The sequence below is a fragment of the Ruegeria haliotis genome (genome assembly GCF_013377785.1).
GTDB lineage: Bacteria > Pseudomonadota > Alphaproteobacteria > Rhodobacterales > Rhodobacteraceae > Ruegeria > Ruegeria haliotis.
Genome location: NZ_JABXWT010000015.1, coordinates 45,247 through 71,155, shown reverse-complemented (window position 1 = coordinate 71,155; position 25,909 = coordinate 45,247). Strand labels below are relative to the sequence as shown.

Annotated in this window: 26 protein-coding genes and 1 pseudogene; 5 read left to right on the top strand and 22 right to left on the bottom strand. The window is 58.4% G+C overall.

The window, feature by feature from the left end; translation table 11 throughout:
• Positions 1-144: 144 nt before the first annotated feature.
• Complete coding sequence (locus HW561_RS18905) at positions 145-957, bottom strand: mechanosensitive ion channel family protein (protein ID WP_211198694.1); 813 nt, start codon at positions 955-957, stop codon at positions 145-147.
• A 208-nt stretch (positions 958-1,165) separates the two neighbouring features.
• Here HW561_RS18905 and HW561_RS18900 point away from each other — a divergent pair, with 208 nt between their 5' ends.
• Entirely contained in the window at positions 1,166-1,864 is a 699-nt protein-coding gene (locus HW561_RS18900; protein ID WP_176866931.1) for a glutathione S-transferase family protein, read from the top strand.
• 48 nt (positions 1,865-1,912) lie between these two features.
• Here the strand turns inward: HW561_RS18900 and HW561_RS18895 are convergent, their stop codons facing one another.
• From HW561_RS18895 to HW561_RS18840, 12 genes and pseudogenes are all read right to left on the bottom strand, one after another.
• Positions 1,913-2,359 (bottom strand): YtoQ family protein, encoded by a 447-nt coding sequence (locus HW561_RS18895; RefSeq protein ID WP_176866930.1) that lies wholly within the window; start codon positions 2,357-2,359, stop codon positions 1,913-1,915.
• A gap of 51 nt (positions 2,360-2,410) precedes the next feature.
• Positions 2,411-2,890 (bottom strand): annotated as a pseudogene (locus tag HW561_RS18890) (Hint domain-containing protein); the annotation flags it as partial.
• A 140-nt stretch (positions 2,891-3,030) separates the two neighbouring features.
• Positions 3,031-5,427, bottom strand: coding sequence for a phenylalanine--tRNA ligase subunit beta (gene pheT / locus HW561_RS18885; protein ID WP_176866929.1), 2,397 nt, complete (start codon positions 5,425-5,427; stop codon positions 3,031-3,033).
• 88 nt (positions 5,428-5,515) lie between these two features.
• Positions 5,516-5,923 (bottom strand): cupin domain-containing protein, encoded by a 408-nt coding sequence (locus HW561_RS18880; protein ID WP_176866928.1) that lies wholly within the window; start codon positions 5,921-5,923, stop codon positions 5,516-5,518.
• A 66-nt stretch (positions 5,924-5,989) separates the two neighbouring features.
• Positions 5,990-6,784 carry an alpha/beta hydrolase family esterase gene (locus tag HW561_RS18875; RefSeq protein WP_176866927.1) on the bottom strand — a complete coding sequence of 265 codons (795 nt, stop codon included), beginning with the start codon at positions 6,782-6,784 and terminating at the stop codon, positions 5,990-5,992.
• 258 nt (positions 6,785-7,042) lie between these two features.
• Positions 7,043-7,570 carry a hypothetical protein gene (locus HW561_RS18870; RefSeq protein WP_176866926.1) on the bottom strand — a complete coding sequence of 176 codons (528 nt, stop codon included), beginning with the start codon at positions 7,568-7,570 and terminating at the stop codon, positions 7,043-7,045.
• Between the two features lie 38 nt (positions 7,571-7,608).
• Complete coding sequence (gene pheS / locus HW561_RS18865) at positions 7,609-8,682, bottom strand: phenylalanine--tRNA ligase subunit alpha (protein WP_176866925.1); 1,074 nt, start codon at positions 8,680-8,682, stop codon at positions 7,609-7,611.
• Between the two features lie 85 nt (positions 8,683-8,767).
• Entirely contained in the window at positions 8,768-9,835 is a 1,068-nt protein-coding gene (locus HW561_RS18860; protein WP_176866924.1) for a Hint domain-containing protein, read from the bottom strand.
• Positions 9,836-9,941: 106 nt separating this feature from the next.
• On the bottom strand, positions 9,942-11,312 hold the full coding sequence (locus tag HW561_RS18855; protein ID WP_176866923.1) for a glutamate--cysteine ligase: 1,371 nt from the start codon (positions 11,310-11,312) through the stop codon (positions 9,942-9,944).
• 64 nt (positions 11,313-11,376) lie between these two features.
• Positions 11,377-11,904: a hypothetical protein gene (locus tag HW561_RS18850; protein ID WP_176866922.1), complete on the bottom strand. Its 528-nt coding sequence runs from the start codon at positions 11,902-11,904 to the stop codon at positions 11,377-11,379.
• A complete protein-coding gene (locus HW561_RS18845; RefSeq protein ID WP_328803306.1) occupies positions 11,901-12,752 on the bottom strand; it encodes a GNAT family N-acetyltransferase in 852 nt (283 codons plus the stop codon). The genes HW561_RS18850 and HW561_RS18845 overlap by 4 nt, the downstream gene beginning before the upstream one ends.
• On the bottom strand, positions 12,749-13,474 hold the full coding sequence (locus HW561_RS18840) for a 16S rRNA (uracil(1498)-N(3))-methyltransferase (protein WP_176866921.1): 726 nt from the start codon (positions 13,472-13,474) through the stop codon (positions 12,749-12,751). The genes HW561_RS18845 and HW561_RS18840 overlap by 4 nt, the downstream gene beginning before the upstream one ends.
• 12 nt (positions 13,475-13,486) lie before the next feature.
• On the opposite strand from HW561_RS18840, the gene ubiA reads away from it, so the two are divergent.
• From ubiA to HW561_RS18825, 3 genes are all read left to right on the top strand, one after another.
• Positions 13,487-14,449: a 4-hydroxybenzoate octaprenyltransferase gene (gene ubiA, locus HW561_RS18835; protein ID WP_176866920.1), complete on the top strand. Its 963-nt coding sequence runs from the start codon at positions 13,487-13,489 to the stop codon at positions 14,447-14,449.
• A gap of 64 nt (positions 14,450-14,513) precedes the next feature.
• A complete protein-coding gene (locus tag HW561_RS18830; protein ID WP_176866919.1) occupies positions 14,514-16,433 on the top strand; it encodes an OmpA family protein in 1,920 nt (639 codons plus the stop codon).
• Between the two features lies 1 nt (position 16,434).
• Positions 16,435-16,755, top strand: a complete 321-nt coding sequence (locus HW561_RS18825; protein ID WP_142635291.1) for a hypothetical protein — start codon at positions 16,435-16,437, stop codon at positions 16,753-16,755.
• A gap of 23 nt (positions 16,756-16,778) precedes the next feature.
• Here the strand turns inward: HW561_RS18825 and HW561_RS18820 are convergent, their stop codons facing one another.
• From HW561_RS18820 to pgsA, 3 genes are read right to left on the bottom strand one after another with little or no spacing between them, the layout of a single operon-like run.
• Positions 16,779-17,222, bottom strand: a complete 444-nt coding sequence (locus HW561_RS18820; protein ID WP_176866918.1) for a molybdenum cofactor biosynthesis protein MoaE — start codon at positions 17,220-17,222, stop codon at positions 16,779-16,781.
• A gap of 4 nt (positions 17,223-17,226) precedes the next feature.
• Positions 17,227-17,472 (bottom strand): molybdopterin converting factor subunit 1, encoded by a 246-nt coding sequence (moaD, locus tag HW561_RS18815; RefSeq protein WP_176866917.1) that lies wholly within the window; start codon positions 17,470-17,472, stop codon positions 17,227-17,229.
• A 3-nt stretch (positions 17,473-17,475) separates the two neighbouring features.
• The gene (gene pgsA / locus HW561_RS18810; RefSeq protein WP_176866916.1) at positions 17,476-18,144 is read right to left on the bottom strand and encodes a CDP-diacylglycerol--glycerol-3-phosphate 3-phosphatidyltransferase; all 669 of its coding nucleotides are present in this window, start codon (positions 18,142-18,144) and stop codon (positions 17,476-17,478) included.
• A gap of 191 nt (positions 18,145-18,335) precedes the next feature.
• Between pgsA and HW561_RS18805 the strand changes: the two genes are divergently transcribed.
• On the top strand, positions 18,336-19,220 hold the full coding sequence (locus HW561_RS18805) for a DMT family transporter (RefSeq protein ID WP_176866915.1): 885 nt from the start codon (positions 18,336-18,338) through the stop codon (positions 19,218-19,220).
• Here HW561_RS18805 and uvrC read toward each other — a convergent pair.
• The 6 genes from uvrC to HW561_RS18775 form a co-directional block, all read right to left on the bottom strand.
• Entirely contained in the window at positions 19,217-21,088 is a 1,872-nt protein-coding gene (gene uvrC, locus HW561_RS18800; protein WP_235962984.1) for an excinuclease ABC subunit UvrC, read from the bottom strand. The genes HW561_RS18805 and uvrC overlap by 4 nt on opposite strands.
• A gap of 293 nt (positions 21,089-21,381) precedes the next feature.
• A complete protein-coding gene (locus HW561_RS18795; RefSeq protein WP_176866914.1) occupies positions 21,382-22,161 on the bottom strand; it encodes an SDR family oxidoreductase in 780 nt (259 codons plus the stop codon).
• Positions 22,162-22,182: 21 nt separating this feature from the next.
• Positions 22,183-23,145 (bottom strand): calcium/sodium antiporter, encoded by a 963-nt coding sequence (locus HW561_RS18790; protein ID WP_176866913.1) that lies wholly within the window; start codon positions 23,143-23,145, stop codon positions 22,183-22,185.
• Positions 23,146-23,313: 168 nt separating this feature from the next.
• The gene (locus HW561_RS18785; RefSeq protein ID WP_176866912.1) at positions 23,314-24,111 is read right to left on the bottom strand and encodes a S49 family peptidase; all 798 of its coding nucleotides are present in this window, start codon (positions 24,109-24,111) and stop codon (positions 23,314-23,316) included.
• A gap of 103 nt (positions 24,112-24,214) precedes the next feature.
• The gene (locus HW561_RS18780) at positions 24,215-24,976 is read right to left on the bottom strand and encodes an ABC transporter permease (RefSeq protein ID WP_176866911.1); all 762 of its coding nucleotides are present in this window, start codon (positions 24,974-24,976) and stop codon (positions 24,215-24,217) included.
• The gene (locus HW561_RS18775; RefSeq protein ID WP_176866910.1) at positions 24,973-25,902 is read right to left on the bottom strand and encodes an ABC transporter ATP-binding protein; all 930 of its coding nucleotides are present in this window, start codon (positions 25,900-25,902) and stop codon (positions 24,973-24,975) included. Before HW561_RS18775 ends, HW561_RS18780 begins: the two co-directional genes overlap by 4 nt.
• Positions 25,903-25,909: the final 7 nt, after the last annotated feature.

Here is a 25,909-nt window from a genome sequence, read left to right as displayed (position 1 = left end):
TTGGGCATAGCGCCGCGCCAAAGGCGCGGCGCGGTCGTTCCAGTTACCACCATTGCCACAAACGAAAAGGCGCCGCGCATCAGCGCGGCGCCGGGCCCAACGGGAGGAGGGCATTTCAAATGCCCGATCGACAGGCGGGAGCCATCAGCCCTGTTTCTGGATTTCCACTGAATGCGGATAGGGAATCGAAACACCCTTGGCGTCAAAGGCTTCTTTCACGGTCTTGGTCAACTCGAACTTGACGTCCCAGTAGTCGGCTGCCGCACACCAAAGACGCGCGGTCAGATCAACCGAACTATCACCCAGATTGGTAACCCGCACCCACGGCTCGGGATCGCTGTGAATACGTTCGTCAGCCTTCGCGATGTCCAGAATGATCTTCATCGCCTCATCAGCGTTGTCGCCATAATCAATGCCGAACACCAGATCGACGCGCCGGGTGTCATGCGCCGAATAGTTGGTGATGATCGAACCCCAGGACTGACCGTTGGGAACGATGATCTGCACGTTGTCCGGCGTCACCAGTTCCGTCGTGAACAGGTTCAAATCTCTCACCGTCCCCGCTGTGCCGCCGATGTCGACATACTGACCCAGCTTGTAGGGGCGAAACACAACAAGCATGACACCCGCAGCCAGATCGCTCAGTGTGCCTTGCAGCGCGAGACCAATGGCCAGGGACGCAGCACCCAGAATGGCAACGATACTGGTCGCCTCGATCCCGAAAATGCCCAGAACAGCGACCAGCACGATTATCAGGATCACCCATTTGACCAGGCTGGCAACGAAGTTACCCAAAGTCGGATCGATTTGCGGCGTCGAGTTGATCCGGCGACGGACCATTCCAGCGATCGCTCCAGCCACGATCCAACCCAGGATCAGAACGACCAGCGCCTTGACCGCGCTCATGATCAGGGGCGCATAAGCACCCACCTGTGTTACAACCTCATCCACGCGCATTTCCTTTCAAACAGCAATAAACCCGCGATGTTTACGCGGGAGTCGCGGAATTGTGGGGGATAAACACGTTTTGGTCTAGGTGCGAGTTTCATCGGTTTTCCCCGTTGTTCATCAACAAACATCTGCTGACCAACCTTGCACAGCAAAAAGGCTTACAAGATCGACGGTCGCTGCTTACGTTCAGATATCACCCAGTCAGGAGCCCCAAATGCTGGACACCATTTCGCACCCAATCACGGCCCGCTGGCCTGCTCAGTTCCCGGAAAAGATCCAGCTCTATTCTTTTCCAACTCCCAACGGTGTCAAAGCGTCGATTACGTTGGAAGAGACAGGCCTGCCCTATGAGCCTCATCTGGTCACTCTGGCGGATGCGGATGTCAAAAGCGCCGCGTTCCTGTCGCTGAATCCCAACAACAAGATCCCCGCGATCATCGACCCGGACGGCCCGGACGGTGAGCCCCTGGGGCTGTTCGAAAGCGGCGCGATCCTGCTGTATCTTGCCGAAAAAACCGGCAAATTTCTGGGTCGAACAAAGGCGGACAAATACCGTGTCACGCAGTGGCTGATGTTCCAGATGGGTGGCGTCGGTCCGATGTTCGGACAGTTGGGCTATTTTTACAAGTTCGCAGGAAACGAGATCGAAGATCCACGTCCGCGCGAAAGGTATATCAACGAGACGAAAAGGCTGCTCAACGTCCTGAACTCACAACTGGATGGTCAGGACTGGATCGCCGGCGAGTACTCGATCGCGGATATCGCCATCGCACCTTGGTTGCGTGGACTGGATTACTACGGCGCGAAAGAACTGTTGGGATGGGAGGGTTATCCGCATGTAGCGGCCTATCTGGACCGCTTCCTCGAACGTCCCGCCGTACAGAAGGGGCTGACGATTCCAGAACGCGACTGACCGGGTGGAAAGCTGGTGGATGCCGATCGTGGCATCCACTGAGAACACTCAGCCCGGCAACTGTCCTGTCAGGACATAGCGCAGGATCTCAACCACCTGAGCGGGGTCCTCCGCAACGGCCAACGCCGCGGCGTCGACTTCTTTCAACGCGTGCTGATGATCGGGACCATGCAGCACGACCAGCGACTTGCCCAGAGCGGCGGCATAGCCTGCGTCGAACGCCGCATTCCACTGCTTGTACTTATCACCGAACCGAACCACGACAACGTCAGCATCCGCAATCCCCTTGCGGGTCCGGATCGCATTGACCATCGCTCCTTTGTGGTCATGCCAGTACTTGTTCGGCTCAGCGCCGAGAATGGCGACACCGCAATCGTCGCTGGCAGCATGATCGGTAACCGGGCTGTTGAACGTGATGTCCAATCCCTGCGCCCCATCAATAATCTGCTCACGCCAGTCGGTGTGAATTTCCCCGGACAGGTATACGTTCAACATCTTTTCCACGCCTTGCATTTATGAAAATCCGGGCATCGGATCTCTGATCTGTCATGCACATTCTGTTTCACGCGGTGCCAGCGTCAATCCCTGTTCCAGCATTTTCTTGACCAGCAATCGCCGCTCAGATCCCTTTTTCGGGATATGGGCTGCAGCAATCGGGACATAACCGTCCTGCAAGAGACCGGGCAGAACCTGCCGGACTTCGCTTTTCTGAGTATCGGACGGGGTATCCACCGCCACGGGGCCGGGATAAAAGCTCTCAGCCGGGCAACCTTCGGCGCACAGTATCTGATGAGCCTCCATCAGCAGGTGATAACACTCGATTTGCCGTATCGTCTTGTCCAGAAACACCCCCGGCACATCTATCAGGTCCTTTGCCGCAATCAGCACGTCGCACGTGCCAAACATCTCGTGCGCCAGGTCCGAGGCGACAAGGATTCTGTGCTGTCGGGATATCACCAGATCCCGCTTTGGCACTCCATCGCCAAGTGCACCAGCGCAAATCCGGACGGGAGGCAGATTTGGCGGATGCTCAAACTCTGCTTGTCATGCCCGATTCACACGACCTTTTGCGGACCATTGTCTCTGGTCAGCAGAGTATCCCCGGCTTTCAGGTCTTCAACTGGGCATATCGACTCGTCAGGCATCGCCAAAAGGGATGACTCTCGTCACCCTCTGAGCGTTCCACCAGTGGCTTTGGATACCTTGGCGATGATCTTATCGGCCACCGCCTCGATATCCTTTTCCTTCAGCGTCTGATCCGTCGGCTGCAAACGCACCGTGATGGCCAGCGATTTCTTGCCTTCACCAACACTGCCGCCGATGAATTCGTCAAAGACACGCACATCCTCGATCAGCGCTTTGTCCGCGCCAGCAGCGGCGTTGATCAGCGTCAGCGCCTCGACATTCGCATCAACGACAAAGGCAAAGTCACGCTCCACCGCCTGCAGATCGCGCAATTCCAGCGCCGAACGCGTGGCGCCGGATTTGCGCGGCAATGGCACTTCGTCGGGCCAGATGGTGAAAGCCATCGCCGGTCCTTTGATGTCCATCGCCTGCAACACGCGCGGATGCAGCTCACCAAAGATACCCAGCACCTTTTTCGGACCCAGACAGATCTTGCCGTGACGACCCGGGTGCCACCAGGCATCACCGTCGCGCAAGACCTGAACCTTGGCAGGTGCACCGATGGCGGCCAGCACTGCCTCGGCATCCGCCTTGACGTCGAACAGGTCAACCGGGCGCGATGCCCCGTGGACATCCTTGGGTCCGCTCCGACCCACCAAAAGGCCGCTGATCTGTACCTTCTGATCACCTGGTTCTCCGTCATGGAACACCGGTCCGACTTCGAACAGGGCCAGATCGGCATAGCCGCGCGCCTGATTGCGGGCTGCTGCCTGCAACAGACCGGGCAACAGATCGGGGCGCATGTGGCTCATCTCGGACGAGATCGGGTTTTCCAGCATGGCCACATCGTCGCCGCCGCCAAACAGAGCCGCCGACGCCTGATCGATGAACGTATACGAAACACATTCGTTGTATCCCAGAGCCGCGCAGGTGCGCCGCGCCATCGACTGGCGCCGCTGCGTCGGTGTCATCACCGGTTTGGGGATGCCATCCGTGACACGCGGCAGCGGCTTGCCCTGCAGCTTGGTCAACGACGCAATCCGTGCCACCTCTTCCACCAGATCAGCTTCGCCCATGACATCGGGGCGCCAGCTTGGCACATGGGCCATCTCACCTTCCAAACGGAATCCCAGGCGGGTCAGGGTCTGACGCTGCTCGCTTTCCGGGATATCCATGCCCACCAGCGACTGCACACGCGCAGCATCCAGCTTGTACGCCCGCGAGTGACTTGGCGCTTTGCCCGCCTCGACCACGCTCGAGGCTTCACCGCCGCAGATATCCAGAATCATCTGCGTCGCGTGTTCCAGTCCTTCCAGCGTGTATTCAGGATCGACGCCACGCTCGAACCGATACCGCGCATCCGAGTTGATCTTGAGCGCCCGCCCCGTCAGAGCAATCTGCACATGATCCCAGAACGCACTTTCCACAAACACATTCACCGTGTCTTCGGTACATCCGGTTTCTTCGCCGCCCATCACACCGGCAATCGATTCCGGACCCTTGTCGTCCGAAATCATCATCATGCCGGGTTGCAGCGTGTATTCTTTCTCATCCAGCGCAACCAACGTCTCGCCACCTTTGGCGCGATGCACAAGCAGGTTTCCCTGCACCTTGTCGGCATCGAATACGTGCAACGGGCGGTTGTGATCGAAAGTCATGTAATTGGTGATATCCACCAAAGCCGAGATCGGACGCAGGCCGATTGCCTTCAACTGATCCTGCAACCACTGCGGGCTGGGGCCGTTTTTCACGCCTTTGATCAAACGTCCTGTGAAATGCGGGCATCCGTCCTTTGTATCGTCGGCGATCGACACCTTGATCGGGCTGTCATAGTCACCCGGAACAGGCACATAGGCGCGCTGTTTCAGCGTACCGATCCCACGCGCCGCCAGATCACGCGCGATCCCCGCCACACCCAACGCATCCGGGCGGTTCGGCGTGATCGCGATCTCGATCATCGGGTCGATCTTTGAAGGGTCATTTTCGGCCAGCCAATCGACAAACCTGTCGCCCACCTCACCCGAGGGCAACTCGATGATGCCGTCATGCTCTTCCGACAGCTCCAGCTCACGCTCGGATGCCATCATGCCAAAGCTTTCGACGCCGCGGATTTTGCCGACGCTGATGGTGATATCCAGACCGGGGATATACATGCCGGGTTTGCAGACCACGACCGTGATCCCCTCGCGCGCGTTCGGGGCACCGCAGATGATCTGCAGATCGCCCTCATCCGTCTCAACCGTACAAACGCGCAGCTTGTCGGCGTCGGGGTGCTTCTCGGCATGTTTCACATGGCCCAGCGTAAAGCCCGCCAGCCGGTCCGCCGGGTTCACGATCTCTTCGACCTCGAGGCCAAGATCGGTGAGCGCCTCGGTGATTTCCGCAACCGAGGCGTCGGTGTCCAGGTGATCCTTGAGCCAGGAAAGGGTGAATTTCATCGGTCGGTTTCCGCCTGTAAATCTCGGGTCAGACCGCGTTTAACGGATATTGCGCACAGGGGAAAGAGGGCGCGTGGGGCTGGTGCGCCTACTCGTCGGTGACCGTGTTGGAAACACCATCGGCGCCAGCAAACACCGCCAGAATCCGCACGATCCCGTCACCGGTATTCTCACCTGCATGGGGCGAGCGGAACGCCTCGATCAGTGCGTCGCCTTCGTTATAGGTTTTGCGCCCGACATCGCCATAATCGACGGTAATCTCGCCTTCCAGAATATAGGCCGCCAGCGGCGCCTCGTGCCGGTGCCAGCCCGTCTTCTGTCCCGGCTTCATCGTGACGATGGCCATGGTGATCTGCGGCGTGCCTTCGGGGTATTCCAACGGCTCACCTATGACCGAGGTCTCGGTCTGCAACAGCACTTCGACCGGCGGATAGGTATCACGCGCAATCACCGGTGAGGCGGCAAGGATCAAGGCGCTCAGCAGCAGCGGTTTCACTAGATCAACTCCTGTTTCAAATGACTTGGCACAAGGAACGCCGGGCGCGCCTTGATGTCAAACACCTCAGGGATAGGCCGGTTCTCGCCCCGCCAACTCATCCAACTGCCAGCCGATCCAGCCATGCGGGATGAAATGCCCACCGGGATGAGTGTCCAGCGTGACGCGCCCCGTCGTGCAATCGGTCCATTCGACCCGGCTGAGGGTCAGGATGGGCACCACGCCCCAATCCCCGCGCGGGGTGGCGATGCCACACTCATATTTCTGCCGCCACAGCGCCACCGGATAGGTCGCATCGCCGTTCGTGCCATAAGGGAAGTCCATCACCGTATCGCTGAGGCCATGCACATGACGCACCTGAGCCGGGGCCTGCGGGCAGTCCTCGGTCTGGCGAATCGAACCGGCGATCGCCAACAGCGCAGCGGTGTCATTTCCCGACTGACAGGCATAGCGCCACGCCATCGCGCCGCCAAAGGAATACCCCGAGACATAGATGCGGTCTCGGTCAATCGGATAGCGGCTGGCGACGTCCTCCAGCACCCGGTCCGCAAATTCCACATCGCCGGTATCAGACGTCCAGAAATCCCAGCTTTTACCCAGCCCGTTCGGCGCAACCAACAGCACACCGCGCAGCTTGGTCGCCCCCGCGATCCGCTCATGATTGACCACCACATCCCCCTGCCGCGCCCAGCCGTGGAAATGCAAGAGTACTGGCAGAGGCGTTTCGCCATCCCACCCGTCCGGTTCAAGCACATGATAGGAACGGTCGCCTACCTGACAGGCGGTATCGCCGTGGCATGTATCCACAGCGGCGGCTTGGGTGGCGGTCAGCAGGAAGAGGCAGAGCAGTCGGTAAATCATCTGCCGAACCCTAGCGAGCCTGCGGCCGCTGTCACGTCACAACCGCGTGGGAGTTTGTGACAAGCCGCGCTATCGCCAGACCGCGGGGTGGCGATCTTCTGGCTGTAGTGGGCAATTCATGCTGGCCAAGTCCGTGTAACGTTCAAACGGAGCGCCTGCGGAGACAAATCGCCAGCCCGTGCGGGCGGTCTGGCGATAGCGCGGCGGCCTACCTGTCTTTGTTCCGCTCAGGTAATACACAACCCGACGAAAACAGAGTTACTTCCCAAAGGTAAGCTGTAATGCCAAATACAAAGTCCCTACCAATCCGGCAAACATCAGATAAAGAACAAAACCGTTAAAAACACTTCCAAACTGACGCATTGGAAGGAAAGGGACTTCTTTTGCCAGAGAGTCCGGGCAATTGACAGAAAGCAGCCTTACGCTCCTAGCATGAATGTCGACGACATCAACGATCAACAACTCAGCAGGCGCGAGAGACGGGATTCGCAGAACAAATGTCTGATTCTCTAGAATAACTTTGGAATGCTCTCGTGGTGACCAGAGGCTGTAACTGGTCGGCGGTTCGCTGAACACAATTTCAATGTTTGAAGCTGCGCTTCGACCAGTGTTTTGGACGTAGAACTTTTCTGTCCAAATTGCTTCTGGTGGAGACTCTTTGTCCAGTTGGAACGAATGAAAGCTGGTACTTGTTGAGCCCCAGATGAGTTTTGCCTTTGCTCGAAAAAGCCAGAGAATAAATGAGGTCAACAGCGCCAGAACCAATGCTAGGATAAACTCTTGCATTGATCCCAGGAAGTTCTAAAACTCGATTACTGGGTTCATCAGCGGCTAAGACCACCATGCAAGTTCGGCATATCCAGCGCCGCGAACCCATAGTGCCGCAACCACCGCAGGTCGGAATCAAAGAACGCCCGCAGATCGGGGATGCCATATTTCAGCATCGCCAGACGGTCGATGCCGATGCCAAAGGCAAAGCCCTGATAGACCTCAGGATCAATCCCACCGGCGGCGATCACCTTGGGATGGACCATGCCAGAGCCCAAAATCTCCATCCAGTCGTCGCCCTCACCGATCTTCAACTGACCGTTATCCCACGAACAACGGATATCGACCTCGGCCGATGGCTCGGTGAAGGGGAAGTGCGAGGCGCGGAAGCGCAGCTCGACATCATCGACCTCGAAGAACGCTTTCACGAACTCTTCCAGAACCCATTTCAGGTTCGCCATCGAGATGTTCTTGTCGAGCGCCAACCCCTCGACCTGATGGAACATCGGCGTGTGGGTCTGGTCATAATCGGCGCGGTATACGCCGCCCGGGCAAATGATGCGGATTGGCGCGCCCTGTAGCTCCATCGAGCGGATCTGGACGGGCGAGGTATGGGTGCGCAGCACATGCGGCGGGCGATCATCGCCCTCGACCCGGTGCATATAGAACGTGTCCATCTCGGCCCGCGCGGGATGGTGGCCGGGGATGTTCAGCGCGTCAAAGTTATGCCAGTCGGTTTCAATCCGCGGCCCTTCGGCGACCGAGAAACCCAGTTCGGCAAAGATCGCGGTCAGCTCTTCTGTGGCCTGACTGACCGGATGGATCGACCCCTGACCCCGTGGCCGCGTCGGCAGGGTCACGTCCAGCCATTCAGTGCGCAGACGCTCGTCCAGTGCGGCATCGGCCAAACCTGCCTTTTTGGCGGACAGGGCCGAGTTGATTTCGTCCTTCAGCGCATTCAGCGCGGGACCTGCGACCTGACGCTCTTCGGGCGTCATCTTACCCAGCTCGCGCATCTTCAGCGCCACTTCGCCCTTCTTACCAACGGCGGCGAGGCGGATCGCCTCAAGCGTGTTTTCGTCGCCTGCTTCGGCGATTTGGCCCAGATATTTTGCCTTGAGATCGTCCATGACGCTTCCTGAACTTGGCCCCTGAATGCTGTTGACGACCTGCTATCACAGCAGCCCGCGAAAGCAAGAGGGGGCAGAGGCGCAATCAGGCAGAGCGCAATAATGCCACGGTCCGGTCCTGACGCACCGGTCGAACAGCCACACCATACGCAGCCGGATAGACCCGCAATTCAGGGAACAACGCAAGAAGCTCGGCCGCGGCGTCCGAGGTCAACCCCGCCAGCCCTTCCTGCGCAGGGAAAAAGCTTTCGGACACCAGACCGCAAGTTGTGACCAGTTGATGCCTGTCAAACAGCAGATGCACATAACGAATGATATCACAGGGCACCGCAGTCACGGTTGTGCCGTTGACTATCGCTTTGGCGGGCACCAGAACCTCGTCCTCGCCAAACAGCAATTCGGCACGCCAGCCAGAGATCAGAATGCGGTGTTGCGGCGACACAAGCACATCCGCTTCTGCCCCCAGCATGCCAGCTTTGATCCGTACCGGTGCGAAATTACCGCGCCCTTCAACCGTGCGTTCACCAATCCAGCACACCGGGACGGGGCCATCATCGACCGTATTGACCAGATCGCCGGGGCGCAGGGTTTCGACACGGCGTGGACCCAAAGGCGTGTCCACCAGAGTTCCCGCCGTGAAACAGGCCGCGCCACTGTCGCCTGGATTCAGTGTGCCATGAGTCAGCGTGTCGGGATCAGGCTGGTTGAATTGCAGCGTCGTTGTTGTCTGGCTCGGCCCAACCAGAACCGGCAGGTTGACCGAGGCCTCACCCGCAGCCAGACCATTTTGTGCCAAGATATTCTGGGTGCCGCCACCGATATCGTAGAAATCGATAACCTCACCCGTATCGGTATTGGTCAGCGCAAAGGCTTCGTAGTTGGTGGACCCGCCACCATCCGGATCGGTCAGCAGGATCGGGAAATTATCCGCCGATATGACGTAAACCAGCTCGTTGTTGTCCGGATCGACTGAAACCTGCACCGCCGGATCGTCCAGCGGAATTTCGATCCCGACGAACCCGTCGTCCTGATAGAAGGACACCGTGAAATTCGCCGGATCCTCTGCAGGGTTCAGCGACACCTCCAGAAACTCGTTTACGCCCGAGCTGGCAGCATAGGCATTGGAATAGTGCAGTTCGCTGATACGGGCCATTCTTCACTCGCAAGACGTAACATCCGCTAGTATCCGACAGCCCGGTTGCAGATCAAGACGGGATTCCTGCCTTGGCAAACATAGCCTTAAACTCAGCCAGGCGCGTTCAGTAGCTGTAGTCCGGGAAGACTCGCGTCAGATCACCGTTCCAATCGCCATTATAGTGATCCAGCAATTCGTCCGCCGGAACCTTGCCGGATTCGACACTGTCCTTGAGCGCATTCAGGAAGTGGGTCTCATCCGGCACCAGACCACCCGCACCGGGTCGCGCACGCGCCTTCAGGCCAGCCTCGGAGATCGCGACAACTTCGCGAGCAAGATCGTGCATATTGATACTACCGACCCGAGCCTGCAATCCGTCTTTGGCGGCTCCGACCCGCAGGGCCTCGCGGGTCTCAGTATCCCAGCCCTTGACCAGATCCCAGGCGGCGTCCAGCGCGCCCTGATCGTAGGTCAGGCCAACCCAGAACGCTGGCAGCGCACATAGGCGACGCCACGGGCCACCATCAGCGCCGCGCATCTCCATGAATTTCTTGATCCGCGCCTCGGGGAAAGCGGTGGTCAGGTGATCTGCCCAATCGCTGAGCGTCGGCGTTTCACCCGGCAGAGCCGGCAGTTTACCCTGCAGAAAATCGCGGAAGGACATGCCCAGCGCGTTGATATATTGGCCGTCGCGATAGACGAAATACATCGGCACATCCAAGGCGTATTGCACATAGCGCTCGAACCCAAAGCCCTCTTCGAACACGAAGGGCAGCATGCCTGTTCGCGCATCGTCCAGATGCCGCCAGATATAGCTGCGCCAGCTTTTCTGGCCGTTGGGCTTACCCTCGAAAAACGGAGAATTGGCAAACAGGGCGGTCGCCACCGGCTGCAGCGCCAGCGCCACGCGCAGCTTCTGCACCATGTCTGCCTCGGAGCCAAAGTCGATATTGACCTGCACCGTACACGTCCGGCGCATCATGGCGCGACCCATGGTGCCGACCTTCTCCATGTAGTCATTCATCAGCCGATAGCGCCCTTTGGGCATCAACGGCATCTCTTCATGAGACCAGATCGGGGCCGCACCAAGACCAATAAAACCCACGCCGATCTCATCGGCGATATCCTTGACCTCGCGCAGGTGGGTGTTCACCTCGTCGCATGTCTCGTGGATGGTTTCCAGCGGGGCGCCCGACAACTCCAGCGCGCCGCCCGGTTCCAAGCTGACATTGGCGCCATCTTTTTCCAGACCGATCAGGTGTCCGCCTTCGCGCACTTCGCCCCAAGCATGCCGATCACGCAGACCTTCGAGCACAGCGACGATCGAGCGGGTGCCTTCGAACGGCAGCGGCTTCAGCGTATCTTTGCAGTAGCCGAATTTCTCATGCTCGGTGCCGATGCGCCAATCATCTTTGGGCTTGCAACCCGATTCCAGATATTCGGCCAGTTGCTCATGGCGTTCGATCGGACCGCCGCCGGACTGAGGGATGGACATGAACCGTTCTCCGATCCTGATGTGTCTGTCTTTTGGCCAGTCGTGGGGGCAAATTGCGCCAGTGTCAATGCAGCCGAAGGTGTGCAGGGCGCGACGGGTGGCGCTCCCAAATGACCACCGGATGCGCCGCGCCGCCGTTCAGTTCCGACAGCATTTGTTCGGTTTTCAGCCCGGGCAGGTTTGAGAACACATCGAACAGCGCCTCAGCTCCTTCGGCATTCACAGGAATGTGAAGCGTTGGTTGCCCCGGCTGATCCAGTATCCAATGCGCCGGGTTGGATGTGGGGTCCAGCGCCAACCGTTCAATTTCACGGGTGGCGAAGATTCCCCCATCGAGCGGGCCGAGATAGGTGATTTGCCCTTCATCAACGGTCACAACGCCAGGTCCGCCTGCGCCAGTTCGAAACCGGGCGCGTTGCACACCAATGACAGCCAGCGCCACTGAGACCGCAACCAATACCCAGCCGAGCCACCCCAACAACCCGCCCGGGCCGCTGATCCAGCTGAGCCCAAGGGTCAGAACAAACGCGGCCACCAAAACTTCGCGCCAACGCCATAGGGCGAGCTTGGCTTCGGGTCGGATAAAGCTCATGCGATGGTTTCCTTGTCTGTCTGAAACAAAATCAACGCAAAATCGCCCGCTCGGACAAAGCCGATGGCGACATACGCGCGCGCGGCGAAGTTTGATGCGGCAAACAGAACTGCCCGAGAGACACCCGACGCGCGCGCCTCATTCAGATGCAGGGCCACTGCCTGACGGGCATAGCCGAGACCCCGCAGGTGAGGTGGCGTATACACACCACCGATCTGGACAACATCGGATAGCACGGCGTTGAAACCGGTCATGCCGACGGGTTCCCCATCAACCAACAATACGCGATGGGAGTCCCGGGACAGATAAGAATCGATATCGCGCTTGGCTTGTTCCGTCACGTCCTTCTGAAGAACACCGAGAGTTTCAATGAGGTAGGCACGACGCCATTCAACCGCCAACCCATGATCGATCATAGACAGCGGAACAAGCCGGGACGCCGGTAATTCCGGAATGATCAACGAGGCCAATTCAAGAGAAAAGGCAGGTTCGTCATGATCCAATTGAGTCGCCCTGTCGCTCCATCCTGCCAAACGCATGATCCGGCGGGTTTGTGTGGCCTCACCAATAACGCCAAGGATCTCGCGATCCCTCACCAAGTCTGTCGCGGCCACAAGTTCAGCGTCGCAACAGTCGGGGCATTGCGGAAGAACCATGCCTTCATTTGTTATGGCAAAAACGCCGCGGAGATCGTCCCCCAGCAACCAAATCTGCACGGACCGGGCATATGTTCCGTTCAGACCAAAATCATGCAGGTTTGCCAGCGGGAACATTGAACTTTGCACGTGCTCGTAAAGAAAACGTTCGACAGCAGGAATGTCATCCTCCTGCGCCATCCGCCACGTCACGCCCAATCCCCCAGCGCCTGTTGCCACATGGTCAGAGCCGCTACGGCTGCCGTGTCGGCCCGCAGGATACGGGGCCCAAGGCTGACAACATGCGCATATGGCAATGTGGTCAACCGCGCCCGTTCCCGCTCGGAAAACCCACCTTCGGGACCAATCAGAATAGCCCAGGGGCGCCCTTTTTCATTTTCAGCCAAACGCAGGGCCGAGCCGACCTCGGCTTCGTTGCAGAACATCAACTGACGGCCTTCGGGCCAAGCATCGAGGACTTTATCCAACCTCTGAAGATCGGCCACTTCGGGCACAAATGTCCCGCCGCATTGCTCGGCGGCCTCAACCGCATGGGCCTGCAACCGGTCTTGCCGGATGCGCTCGGAATTGGTGAACTCGGTCTGGACAGGCATGATCCGCGCTGCGCCCATCTCCGCCGCTTTTTCTACGATGAAATCCGTCCGCGCCTTTTTGATTGGCGCGAATAGAAACCACAGATCGGGGGGCAACTGCAAAGGCCTGCTCAACTCAAGACAGGTCAGTGTGCCGCCTCGCTTACCCGCCTCGGCAACGTCGGCCAACCACTCACCACCCCGCCCGTTGAACAGGGCCACACGGCCCCCAACGGCCAAACGCATCACGCCGAACAGGTAATGCGCCTGTTCGCGCGTCAAAGGAACCGATTGCCCCTGACCCAAGGGCTGCTCTACATACAGTCTGATCTTCGCACTCATGAGACCTTACATATGCAAGGCAATGCTCCAACACCAGATCATCAAGTCGCCGATGCCGTCACCGGCAATTGGGTTGATACTTACGCGCCAGCTTTTGCCCGCCCTTATCTGCGCCTGTCCCGTGCTGATCGACCTATCGGAACATGGTTACTGCTGATTCCCTGTTGGTGGGGTCTAGCTTTGGCGATCCTCAGCGACGGCAGTCCGCGGCTGGAGGATCTCTGGATCACGATAGGCTGCGCGCTTGGGGCCTTTCTGATGCGCGGCGCCGGGTGCACCTGGAACGACATCACCGACCGCGAGTTCGACGCGCAGGTCGAGCGCACGCGGTCGCGCCCGATTCCATCTGGTCAGGTCAGCGTCCGTCAGGCCGCAGCCTGGATGATTCTCCAATGTCTGCTGGCATTGGCAATTTTGCTCAGCTTCAACATGGCCGCCATCGCGATGGGCGTGCTGTCTCTGCTGCCCGTGACCATCTATCCGTTTGCCAAACGGTTCACCTGGTGGCCGCAGGTGTTTCTGGGTCTGGCTTTCAACTGGGGCGCGTTGCTGGCCTGGGCCGCGCATAGCGGATCGGTGGGCTGGCCTGCCATAACCCTTTATCTTGCCGGGATCGCTTGGACGTTGTTCTACGATACGATTTACGCCCATCAGGATGCAGAAGACGACGAGTTGGTAGGCATCAAGTCCACCGCGCGGCTGTTTGGTACAGATACGGCGAAGTGGCTGAAGTACTTTCTGGTCGCCACAATTGCCTTGATGGGCCTGGCCATCATCGACGCTGGTGTTCCCGATGCGTCTCTGTTTGCGCTGGTTGTCGCGCTTGGGGGACCTTGGGCCATGGGCTGGCACATGATGTGGCAATTGCGTGGTCTGGACATCGAAGATAACGCCAAACTGCTGCAACTTTTTCGCGCCAACCGCGACACCGGCCTTATTCCGCTGATCTTCTTTTGCGTCGCGCTGTTGCTCTGATTGCACCTCTGCTCAGGGGTCTGTAAGACTCCGTTCAAACGCCTGAGGAGTCTCAAACCCGCACATGCGTCTGCCGTTTATTTTCACCGTTTCACTGATATTCCTCGTATCAGCCGGGCTGTCATTGTTGGCGGCAAGCTTTGCGGTGACAAAGATCGAGGAAACATCCGAATTTGCCGTTCGACGGGCATTGGATCTCAAAGGACACGACTGGGCCGAAGTACAGTCTGATGGGCTGCGCGTTGTTCTGACCGGCACAGCCCCGGACGAAGCGACACGCTTCAATGCGCTGACGGCCGCAGGAACCGAAGTCGAAACATCCCGCGTCATCGACGAAATGGGGGTCACGGCGACCTTGGATCTGGCGGCACCGCGATTTTCTGCAGAAATTCTACGCAATGACAGCGGCATCTCTGTCATTGGGCTGATTCCGGCCAGCCAAGACCGCGCGGCCCTGATGGACCGATTGCATAGCCTGGGTCGCACGATCGAGGTGTCAGATTTGATGGAAACCGCCGATTATCCCAAACCCAAAGGCTGGGACGACGCCATCAATTACGCGATCGAAGCGCTGTCCCGGCTGCCGCGTGCAAAAATCTCGGCCAGCCCCGGCCTGGTCAGGATCACAGCCATTGCCGATAGTCAGGCAGAAAAAGAGCAGCTGGAACAGGACCTCACCCGTGCCGCGCCGCCCAGCCTGCGCATCGGTTTGTCAATTTCGGCGCCGCGACCGGTTATCACACCTTTCACGCTGCGTTATCTGATCAGCGATGCCGGGGGTCAGTTCGATGCCTGCTCCGCACAAGGCGAAATGGCCCGCGATCGAATCGTAGCAGCAGCCCAAGACGCTGGTTTGTCCGGCCCCTATACGTGCACCATCGGGTTGGGAGTTCCTTCTCCGCGCTGGCCCGAGGCCGCAGAGTTGAGCATTCGGGCGCTGGCCGAAATCGGCCAGGGATCGATCACCATCTCGGATGCCGACATCACGCTGATCGCAGCACAAGGTACCCAACCCGCTCTGTTCGACCGGGTTGTGGGCGAGTTGGAGAACACGCTGCCCGAGGTTTTCGCCCTGCACGCGGTGTTGCCGGAACCGGAAACCGAAGAACAGACTGGCCCCATCGAGTTTTCTGCGACCCGCAGCCCGGAAGGTCTGGTGCAGTTGCGCGGACGTTTGGGCGATGAAACTTTGCGCGATATGGTCGACAGTTACGCCCGCGCGGCTTTTGGATCAGAACGGGTCCATGTGGCCACACGCGTTGCACCCGATTTGCCTGCAGATTGGGCCGTGCGCGTTCTGGCAGGACTTGAAGCACTGACACAACTGCACAACGGCGCCCTGACGGTGACACCAGAGTCGGTTGATCTGACCGGCCTGAGTCATGACAAAGACGCTAAGGCTCAGATTGCAGGGCACCTCTCGGACAAGCTGGGTGAAGGGCAGGATTTCACCCTGGCGATCACCTATCAGCCTCCGCCGGAGCCCAAAGACGCCCTACCCGACCCCGAGCTGTGCGAGGAACAGATTGCTGAGGTTCAATCGGTGGGCAAAATCGCCTTTGAGCCCGGATCAGCCACCATCGCCGCCGACTCGCGCGATAGCGTGAATCAGATTGCAGATATCTTGCGTGCATGCGGTGCGATTCGTATGGAGATTCAGGGTCACACCGACAGTCAGGGTCGCGAGGAAATGAACCAGCAGCTCAGCCAGGCGCGGGCGCAATCGATCCTGAACGAATTGCGCGGCCGGCGGATTCCAACCGCAAGCTACACGGCTGTTGGCTATGGCGAAGCCCAACCCATTGCCGACAATGACAGCGAAGAGGGTCGAGAAGAAAATCGGCGGATCGAGTTTCGCCTGATCCGGCCCGAACCGGTGGAAAGCACGGAAACCGGACTAGAGGCATTAGAGGCGGAATCAAACGCGCCGGAGGCCGGGCAGACGGACAATACCGCATCCGATGCGGACGCAGGGGACCAGTAAGTTGAACCGAATCGAATTCATAATCGCCACCGCCATCATCCTGTTCGCGGCCTTCTGCATGGGTTGGTTTGCCAACTGGCTGGCCCATCGTCTGTCCCGCGTCCGCCAAAGCGACGTGGCCGATCTGGACCGTATGAGTCAGGAATTGCACGAGGCCGAGGAAACCCGCGATCAGGCGATTACATATCTGCAACAGCGCGAGGCGGAACTGACCAACCAGTTGACCCAGACCGAGGCTGAACTGGGGGCTGCGATGGACGGATTGCGGGCGGCACGGCAGGAAGCTGAAGAACTGCGTGGGCGGATTAATAACGCAGATTAGACAACATCATTGCGCCTTGGTGCTTACCAGCGGGTCAACGCGTCTTCATCCTCATCCTTGGCAGCGACCCACTCCGCACCTGACGTTGTGATTTCTTTCTTCCAGAATGGCGCGCGAGATTTGAGGTAATCCATCAGATACTCTGCCGCCTCGAAGGCGTCCTTGCGATGCCGTGCGGCGGTGGCGACCATCATGATTCGCTCACCCGGCGCCAACCGCCCATGCCGGTGGATGACCAGAACATCACCCAGCGACCAGCGCGTCTTTGCCTCTTCGGCAATCTTGGTCAATGCCCGCTCGGTCATGCCCGGATAATGTTCGATCTCCATCACATCCAGATCACCGGTCGCCAGATCCCGCACGATGCCGGTAAAGGTCACGATGGCGCCGTTGGCATCGTCACCCGCGGCAAAGGCGTTGGCCTCGGCCCCAAGATCGAACTCTTCTTCCTGAACGGCTATGCGCATGGCGTTACCCGCCGGTCATGGGCGGAAAAAACGCAACCTCTCGCACCCCGGTCAAGGGGGCGTCGAAATCCGACAGCTCCTGATCCAGTGCGACCCGCAAGGCAGAGATATCTGCAAAGGCGGCGGCATAACGCTCTTCCCGCGCGCTCAGTTCGGCGACCAGATCGGACACCGTGGCTGCGTTGGTCTCGACCCGTTCTTTGGGAAGGCCGATCCGTTCACGCACCCAGGCGAAATACAGCACATCCATCCCTTAACTCTCCTTCAGGTGGGGCATAGCTTTACGTAGGTAGTCATAGCCGGTGATCAATGTCAGCGTCGCCGCGATCCACAACAGCCACAGCCCGACCCGCCCGGACCAGAACATGCCTTCCAGCTTCCAGGCCAACCCGTTCACGTCTTCGACTTGCCCACCAAGGACCTGATCGATCATCTCCGCATCCATGCCGAATGTGGACATCACGAAATAGTGCTCGAAGATTCCCTGCGAAAACAGCACCGCAATAGCAATCATCTGCGCCGTTGTCTTCCATTTGGCCAGCTGCGTCACCTTCAGCGTCCCGGCCACATCGCCCAAATACTCTCGCAGGCCCGAAACGAACACCTCCCGGAATAGGATCACGGTCGCGGGCAGCACCAGCCAAGGTGTCCAGTGTTCAGCCGAATACCCAACCAAGATCATCAGGGCAATCACGACCATCGCCTTATCGGCAATCGGGTCCAGCATCGCACCGATCTTGGTTTCCTGCTTCCATGCGCGTGCCAGATAGCCGTCAAACCAGTCGGTTATCGCTGCAGTCAGAAACAGGATCAAAGCGAACCAGTCCGCATAGGGGCGCGTGAAGTACAAAAACATGACGGCCAGACCGGGTGCAGCCAGCAGCCGCAGGATGGTCAGGGTATTTGGCAGGTTCCATTTCATAAAGCGGACCCTACATCGCTGGTTCCGGACAGAAAAGGCAGAGCGACAAAAAACTGCGTCAATCACAGTCGCTTGGTGGAATTCAGGTCAAACCGTCGCAATCTGGATCTCTCAGTCGGATACATCTTGGCGCGGGGCTGGTTTGCAGTCAGATTGCCGGACGGACCAGCCAAAAGGCGCGCGCGAACATAATGACAGCACATATTCAAACCGACCCCCGCTCCAACCTGATCGGCAGCGCCTGGATGATCGTCGCCATGGCCGGGTTCGCGCTGGAGGACGCCTTGTTGAAGCACATGTCCGCAGTACTACCGATCTGGCAGGTTCTGGTACTGTTCGGAGCAGGTGGGGCCGCGATCTTTGCCGGCGCTGCAACGTGGCGTGGCACGCGGTTGATGCACCCAGACGTACTGTCCCCCGCCATGAAGGTGCGGGCCGTATTCGAAATTCTCGGGCGGCTGTTTTACGTGCTGGCCATCGCACTCACGCCGTTGTCTTCGGCCACGGTGATACTGCAGGCCACTCCGCTGGTCGTGGTTGCGGGTGCTGCGCTGTTTTTTGGTGAAACTGTTGGCTGGCGACGGTGGAGCGCGATTCTTGTGGGAATGATTGGCGTTGTGATCATCATCCAACCCACAGGCGACAGCTTTTCCATTCTGTCAATTCTGGCCATCCTGGGCATGTTCGGTTTTGCCGGGCGTGATTTGGCGAGTCGGGCCGCGCCGGCGACTTTGGGAACCGAAGTGTTGGGGTTCTACGGGTTTCTATGTATCGTGATTGCCGGGCTTGCCTACCGGTTTTGGGAGAGTGCCCCGATGGTAGCGCTGCCTATAAACACCAGCCTGCACATGGGGGGTGCGGTGATCTTGGGCACAATCGCCTACGCGTCTCTGATGAAGGCCATGCGAACCGGCGAAGTTTCGGCAGTTACCCCGTTCCGCTATACACGCCTGTTGTTCGGTATCGGTTTGGGCGTTTTCATGTTCGGCGAACATCTGGACCGCACGATGTGGATCGGCAGCGCATTGATTGTGGCCTCGGGCCTCTACATCCTCTGGCGTGGGCGACAGGTCTAACCCTTATCGTGGAAGAAATCATAGACCTTCTGCGCCAGTCCGGCCGAGATTCCATCAACGGCTTTCAGATCCACCAAATTGGCGCGGCTGACTGCCTTGGCACTGCCGAAATGCGCTAGCAGGGCTCGTTTCCGCGCGGCCCCAACCCCCGCAATTTCGTCCAGCGGCGTCGCGCCAATCGCTTTGGCCCGCTTGGCGCGATGGGTTCCGATGGCGAACCGGTGCGCCTCATCCCTGAGCCGCTGAATGAAATACAGCACCGGATCATTTCGTTTCAGCGCAAAGGGACGCTGGCCGGTGCGGTGAAACTCTTCCTTACCGTGATCGCGGTCGACGCCTTTGGCGACACCAACCATCGGTATATCTTCGACCCCGTGCTGCGCCATGATCTCATGCACCGCGCTGACCTGACCGGCGCCACCGTCAATCAGCAACAGATCGGGCCACAACCCCTTGTCGCGTTCGGGGTCTTCCTTTTGCAGGCGCGTGAAACGACGGGTCAGCACCTCTTTCATCATGCCAAAATCATCGCCAGGAGTCAGATCGTCGCCTCGAATATTGAACTTGCGATAGGCACTTTTCATGAACCCCTCGGGGCCTGCGACGATCATGCCGCCCACCGCGTTGGTGCCCTGAATGTGGCTGTTGTCATAGACCTCGATCCGGTTCGGCGGGTTATTCAGTTCAAACGCCTCGGCCACACCGCGCAGCAGCTTGGCCTGCGTCGCACTTTCCGACATACGCCGCGCCAGAGACTCGCGGGCGTTGCGCAAGGCGCCTGCAACCAGCTCCTGCTTTTCCCCGCGCTGGGGCACGAGGATCTCAACTTTGCGACCAGCCTTCTCTGACAGCGCGTCCTGCATCAGGTCGGCGTTCTCGGTGGCATCTGACAGGATCAGTTGCCGGGGTGGTTCCTTGTTGTCGTAGAACTGGCCCAGAAACGCTTCCATCGCTTCGGCGGGTGACACATCCGGCCCGACGCGCGGATAGAAATCCTTGTTGCCCCAGTTCTGGTTGGCCCGGATAAAGAACACCTGCACACAGGCCTGACCGCTATCCATATAGAGGCCGATCACATCCGCCTCAGTCACACTACGTGGATTGATGCCCTGCGACGTCTGCACCTGTGTCAGCGCCCGAATCCGGTCGCGCAGACTAGCGGCACGCTCGAACTCCATCGCGGCAGAGGCGGCCATCATCTGTTCCGCCAGTTCTTCCTGCACCTTGGTCGAGCGCCCCGACAAGAACCGTTCCGCATCCTTGACGCTTTCGGCATATCCCTGTTCCGAGATCAGCCCAACGCAAGGCCCCGAGCACCGCTTGATCTGATAGAGCAGGCAAGGTCGCGTCCGGCTTTCAAACATGGAATCCGAACAGTTGCGCAGAAGGAACGCTTTTTGCAGCTGGTTCAGCGTCCGGTTCACCGCCCCAGCATTGGCGAAAGGACCAAAATAAGCGCCCTTTTCTTTTTTGGCGCCACGATGTTTTTTGATCTGCGGAAAGGCATGATCCTTGGCGACCAGAATGTTCGGGAAACTTTTGTCGTCGCGCAGCAGCACATTGTATTTCGGCTTGAGCTGCTTGATCAGGTTCTGCTCCAGCAGCAGCGCCTCGGTCTCGGTCCGGGTAGTCAGGAACATCATCGAGGTGGTCGCCGCGATCATCCGCTCGATCCGGCCGGAATGCCCCGGGCGCGCATAGTTCGACACTCGCGCCTTCAGGTTGCGCGCCTTTCCCACGTACAAAACCCGGCTTTCGCCGTCCAGCATCCGGTACACGCCGGGTGAACTGTCCAGCGTCTTCACGTAACGCTGAATGCAGGCATAACCGGTAGGCTGAGGGTTCGAAGTTGATTCGCTGTGGGGCATCATGGCTCTGAGATATGATTCTCTGACCATGGCTGCAATCTGACGGGCCTCAGATCAAGAGAAAACAAATCCACTGTTTCTGTGGATAACTATGCAGATAAGTTTTGAGGGCTGGCCGTTTTCCCTTGATTCATTGCTATTTCCACGAAATGCCCAAAAAATAGGCAGATATGCAAGTCTCTGTTTTTAATAGGTATTTTTTTATACACATGGCAAGTATATGAAAAAAAAGACATTTCTGTAACGCGCAGGTAACAGAAACGAGAGCGGTGCAAAACTTACGCCGAATATGTCTATTCCACGCCCAAAACATCTGGCGTCTGCCATCCCAGATGCTGTCCGCCATCCACACACAGAAGCTGTCCGGTTACGGCATGTGCGTCTAAAAAATACCCCAGCGCCGCAGTGATATCCGTAGGATTTGCTCCGCGTTCCAGAACTGTGTTGGACCGCTGCGCCTGAAAGTGCTCTTCGCTTTGCCGATGCCCCTTTACTGTCGGCCCCGGTCCAATCGCGTTTACCCGGATTGCCGGGGTCAGTGCCTGCGCTGCGGTGCGGGTCAGCGCCCAAAGTCCCATCTTGGCGATGGTGTACGTCATGAACTCGGGCGTCAGTTTGCGTACGCGCATATCGACCATGTTGACGATCAAACCCGTTGCAACCGGCTCACCATTCGCGTCGGTCTCGGGCTTCAAACCCTGCCCGGCCATGGCCTGAGTCAGGACAAAGGGTGCGCGCAGGTTGCTGTCCATATGGCGGTCCCAGCTTTGACGCGTTGCAGATTGCATATTGTCGTATTCAAAAATCGAGGCGTTGTTCACCAGACAGGTAATCGGTCCGCCCAGCGCCTCGGCTGATCGGGGCAGCAGAGACGCAACCTGCGCCTCATCCAGCAGATCGGCTTGCAGGGCCACAGACTGACGGCCCAGCGCCTGAACTTCGGCCACCGTCTCTAACGCGGGTTGCTGCGACGTCGCATAATGAACGGCCACATCGTATCCGCGTCTAGCCAGATACAGCGCCATTGCCCGACCCAGACGAATTCCGGCACCGGTCACCAAAGCTCGGGTCATGGATCACCTCTTTCTGTCAGATCACACCAATAGTGTGGTGACATAAACCGCATAAAGGAAGGTCAACACCAGACCCCACGTGCGGGTTATGTCCTGCTTGAAAACCACAAAAGGGATCAGCAGCAGGGACGCGCCCAGCATGACCCACAAGTCGAATCGCAGGAACTCGGGGTCCACAGGGATGCGACCGAACCAGGTGGCAATGCCCACAATGGCCAGCAGGTTGAACATGTTCGACCCGATCACATTGCCCAGCGCCACATCCGCCTGCCGACGCAATGCCGCCATCACCGTCGTTGCCAATTCTGGCAACGAGGTGCCGACAGCAATCAAGGTCAGACCAATCACCGTTTCGCTGACGCCATAGGTTCGCGCGATCATGGTGGCATTTTCCACCAGCAAATGCGCACCCATCGGCAGGCCGATCAGACCCAGGATCAGGTAGATCGAAACCTTCCAGTACGGCATGTCGGGGTCGGCCTCTTCCAGACCGTCCAGTTCGTCGTCATCTGCACAGGCTTCGCCGCAGGCCTTGCGGTGAGCCCTTGCCTCGCGGAAGGCGTTCAGCAGGACTAGTCCGAGTGCTGACAACAAAATCGCGCCGCTAACCAAATTGAACACACCACAAAAGGCAAGCCCGATGAACAGAACCGTTGCTAGTAGCATGAAAACATAGTTCTTGCGGGTGTCGCATTCGCTGGTGTGCAGTGTGGCCAATAGGGCGGGTATACCCAGCACAAGCAGAATATTGGCAGTGTTCGATCCGACCACGTTCCCCAATGCGATACCCGGCGCGTTTTCTCTCAGCGCACTGATCGCAATCAGCAGTTCAGGCGCAGAAGTTCCAAACGCCACGATCGTCAGACTAACGATCAGGGCCGGCACACCCAGCCGCAGGCTCAGGTTCACCGCACCGCGCACCAGTGCATCGCCTGCCAGCAAAAGGATCACCAATCCCAGGCCGGAAAACAGCCATGCCGTCATGTCCGACCTCCTTTTTCGCAGGTGCAGGGGCCTTTGCCGATCCTGAACCGGCCGCAGCGCGGACATTTCGCAGAATTCAACCGCTTCTGTCCCGGGAACCGCAGCTTGCCGAACATCGCCAAAACACCCATGGCGACCAAAAACAGGGTGACAACTTTGATGATCACGTCACAGACCGAAACGCGCGTAGGCCGCCCGCTCCTCTAACCCCGCAACAGCGTCTTGTGCCAGCATGGCGCCAAAGCGGGACCAGATCGGCTTGCGCACGCCGTAGCGGCGGAATTTGACCTTGTCGCCAAAGCGTTCCTGCATTTTGGGTTTCAGGTGGGCAATCCCGTCGATCAGACCCAACTCTTTCGCGCGCCGGGCCAACCAGACCTCGCCGGTGAAAAGATCGGCGCTTCGATCCAGCTTGTCACCGCGTCGCGCTTTTACATGGGCCGTGAAGTTTTCGTGGATGTCGTGCAACAAGCCTTCCAGCCGTGCGACATCCTCTTTCTTTTCCGGCGCGAACGGATCAAGCATGGATTTCGACTGACCAGCCGTGTGGACGCGCCGCTCGAACCCTTGCCGTGCCAGAAAGACATGGGCACCGAACCCGGCGGAAATAACGCCGATCGAGCCCAGAACCGAACTGTCATCTGCCCAGATCTCATCCGCCGACGCCGCCAGCCAATAGCCGCCCGACGCGGCAACATCCTCGACAAAACCGATGACCGGGATATTCAACTCCTCCGACAACCGCCGAATCCTTGCTCCGATCAACGAACTTTGCACCGGTGACCCACCGGGCGAGTTGATCTCGAGCGCGACCGCAACCGGCTTTCCTTTGCGGAACGCTTTTTCCAGAACGGGCGCCAGAGTGGCGTCGTTTAGCGACCCGCGTCCGGCCATTCCGATGGCACCGGACAGGCGCACGACGGCCACACAGGGCTGTTTTTTGAGAAACGGCAGGCTGAGCTTCATGGGTGCCGATGTAGAGTGCTGCCAAGTGGTAAACAAGGGACTGGCACGGCCATAAACGCGACGTGAACCAAATTAACACATCCGACGGGCAAAAATGCAACGCCTAGCTACGGATGCGCCAGCCCGTTTTGAAGATCCAGCCAATGATGCCCAGACAAAGCCCGGTAAAGGCCAGAATAGCCAACAGGCTGTAGACAATCGGCACATCGGCCAGCCCATAAAAGGACCACCGGAACCCCGAGATCAGGTAGACTACCGGGTTGAACAAGGTGATAGTCTGCCACACTGGTGGCAGCATCGAGATCGAATAGAACGTCCCCCCAAGAAAGATCAGCGGCGTCACCACAAGCTGCGGGACCAGCGACATCTGTTCAAAATTGCTAGCCCAGATACCGATGATGAAGCCCAGCAGCGAAAAACTAAGGCAAGACAGGATCAGGAAGGCCGCCATAGCAAACGGATGTTCGATGCGAATGTCGACAAAGAAAGTCGCCGTGATCAGGATCACAATTCCGACAAACAAGGATTTTGTAGCAGCAGCCCCGACATAGCCGATGACGATTTCGATGAAGTTCACCGGCGCTGAGAGCAACTCGTAGATCGTGCCCAGAAACTTGGGGAAATAGATCCCGAAGGAGGCATTTGAGATTGCCAGCATCACCACGGACAACATGATCAGCCCCGGTACGATAAAGGCGCCATAAGATACCCCTTCGACCTCCTGAATGCGACTGCCGATGGCGGTGCCAAAGACCACGAAGTAGAGCGAGGTGGACAATACAGGCGACAGGAAACTCTGCATCATCGTGCGAAAAAACCGGGCCATCTCGAACCGGTAGATGGCGGCAATCGCTGTCCAGTTCATGCGGCCTCTCCCGACACGAGATTGACGAAGATCTCTTCCAAACTCGATTGCCGCGTCTGGACGTCCCGCAGAACCAGCCCTGCCTGCGCCACATCGTTCAGCAGGGTTGTGATACCGGTGCGATCGGCATTGGTGTCATAGGTATAGACCAGCGTGTCGCCATTGCCGTTCAAGGCGAGGTTATGCCCGGCCAGGCAGCCCGGAATTTCGGAAATGGCCTCCGTCAGCATGACCTCGATCTGCTTTTTGCCCATCTGCGCCATCAGTGTGTCTTTGTCCTGCATCAACAGCAGCTCGCCTTTATCAATGACACCCACGCGGTCGGCGATAGCCTCGGCTTCTTCAATGTAATGCGTGGTCAGGATGATGGTGACACCGGCTTGTTTCAGCTCGGCCACCATTTCCCACATGTCCTTGCGCAGTTCGACATCCACCCCGGCAGTGGGTTCATCCAGAAACAGCACGCGCGGCTCATGCGCCAGCGCCTTGGCGATCAGCACCCGGCGCTTCATGCCGCCAGACAATTCCTTGATTGCATTCTTGCGCTTGTCCCACAGGGACAGCTTGCGCAGGATCTCTTCGATCCGGGCGCTATCGCTACTATAGCCAAACAATCCGCGCGAGAACCTGACCGTGTTCCAGACCTTTTCGAACGGTTCCAGCGCAATTTCCTGCGGCACCAACCCGATCATCCGACGCGCAGCACGAAAATCGGTCTGAATGTCATGACCACCAACGGTAACGACCCCCGAGGTCGGGGTAGTAATGCCGCAAACTGTGGAAATCAAAGTGGTCTTGCCCGCTCCATTTGGCCCAAGCAGAGCAAGAATCTCACCCTCTTGGATATCCAGCGAAACGCCTTTCAGCGCCTCAAACCCATCGGCATAGGATTTGCGCAAATCCTTTATGGACAAAATGGTCGTCATGCATGTT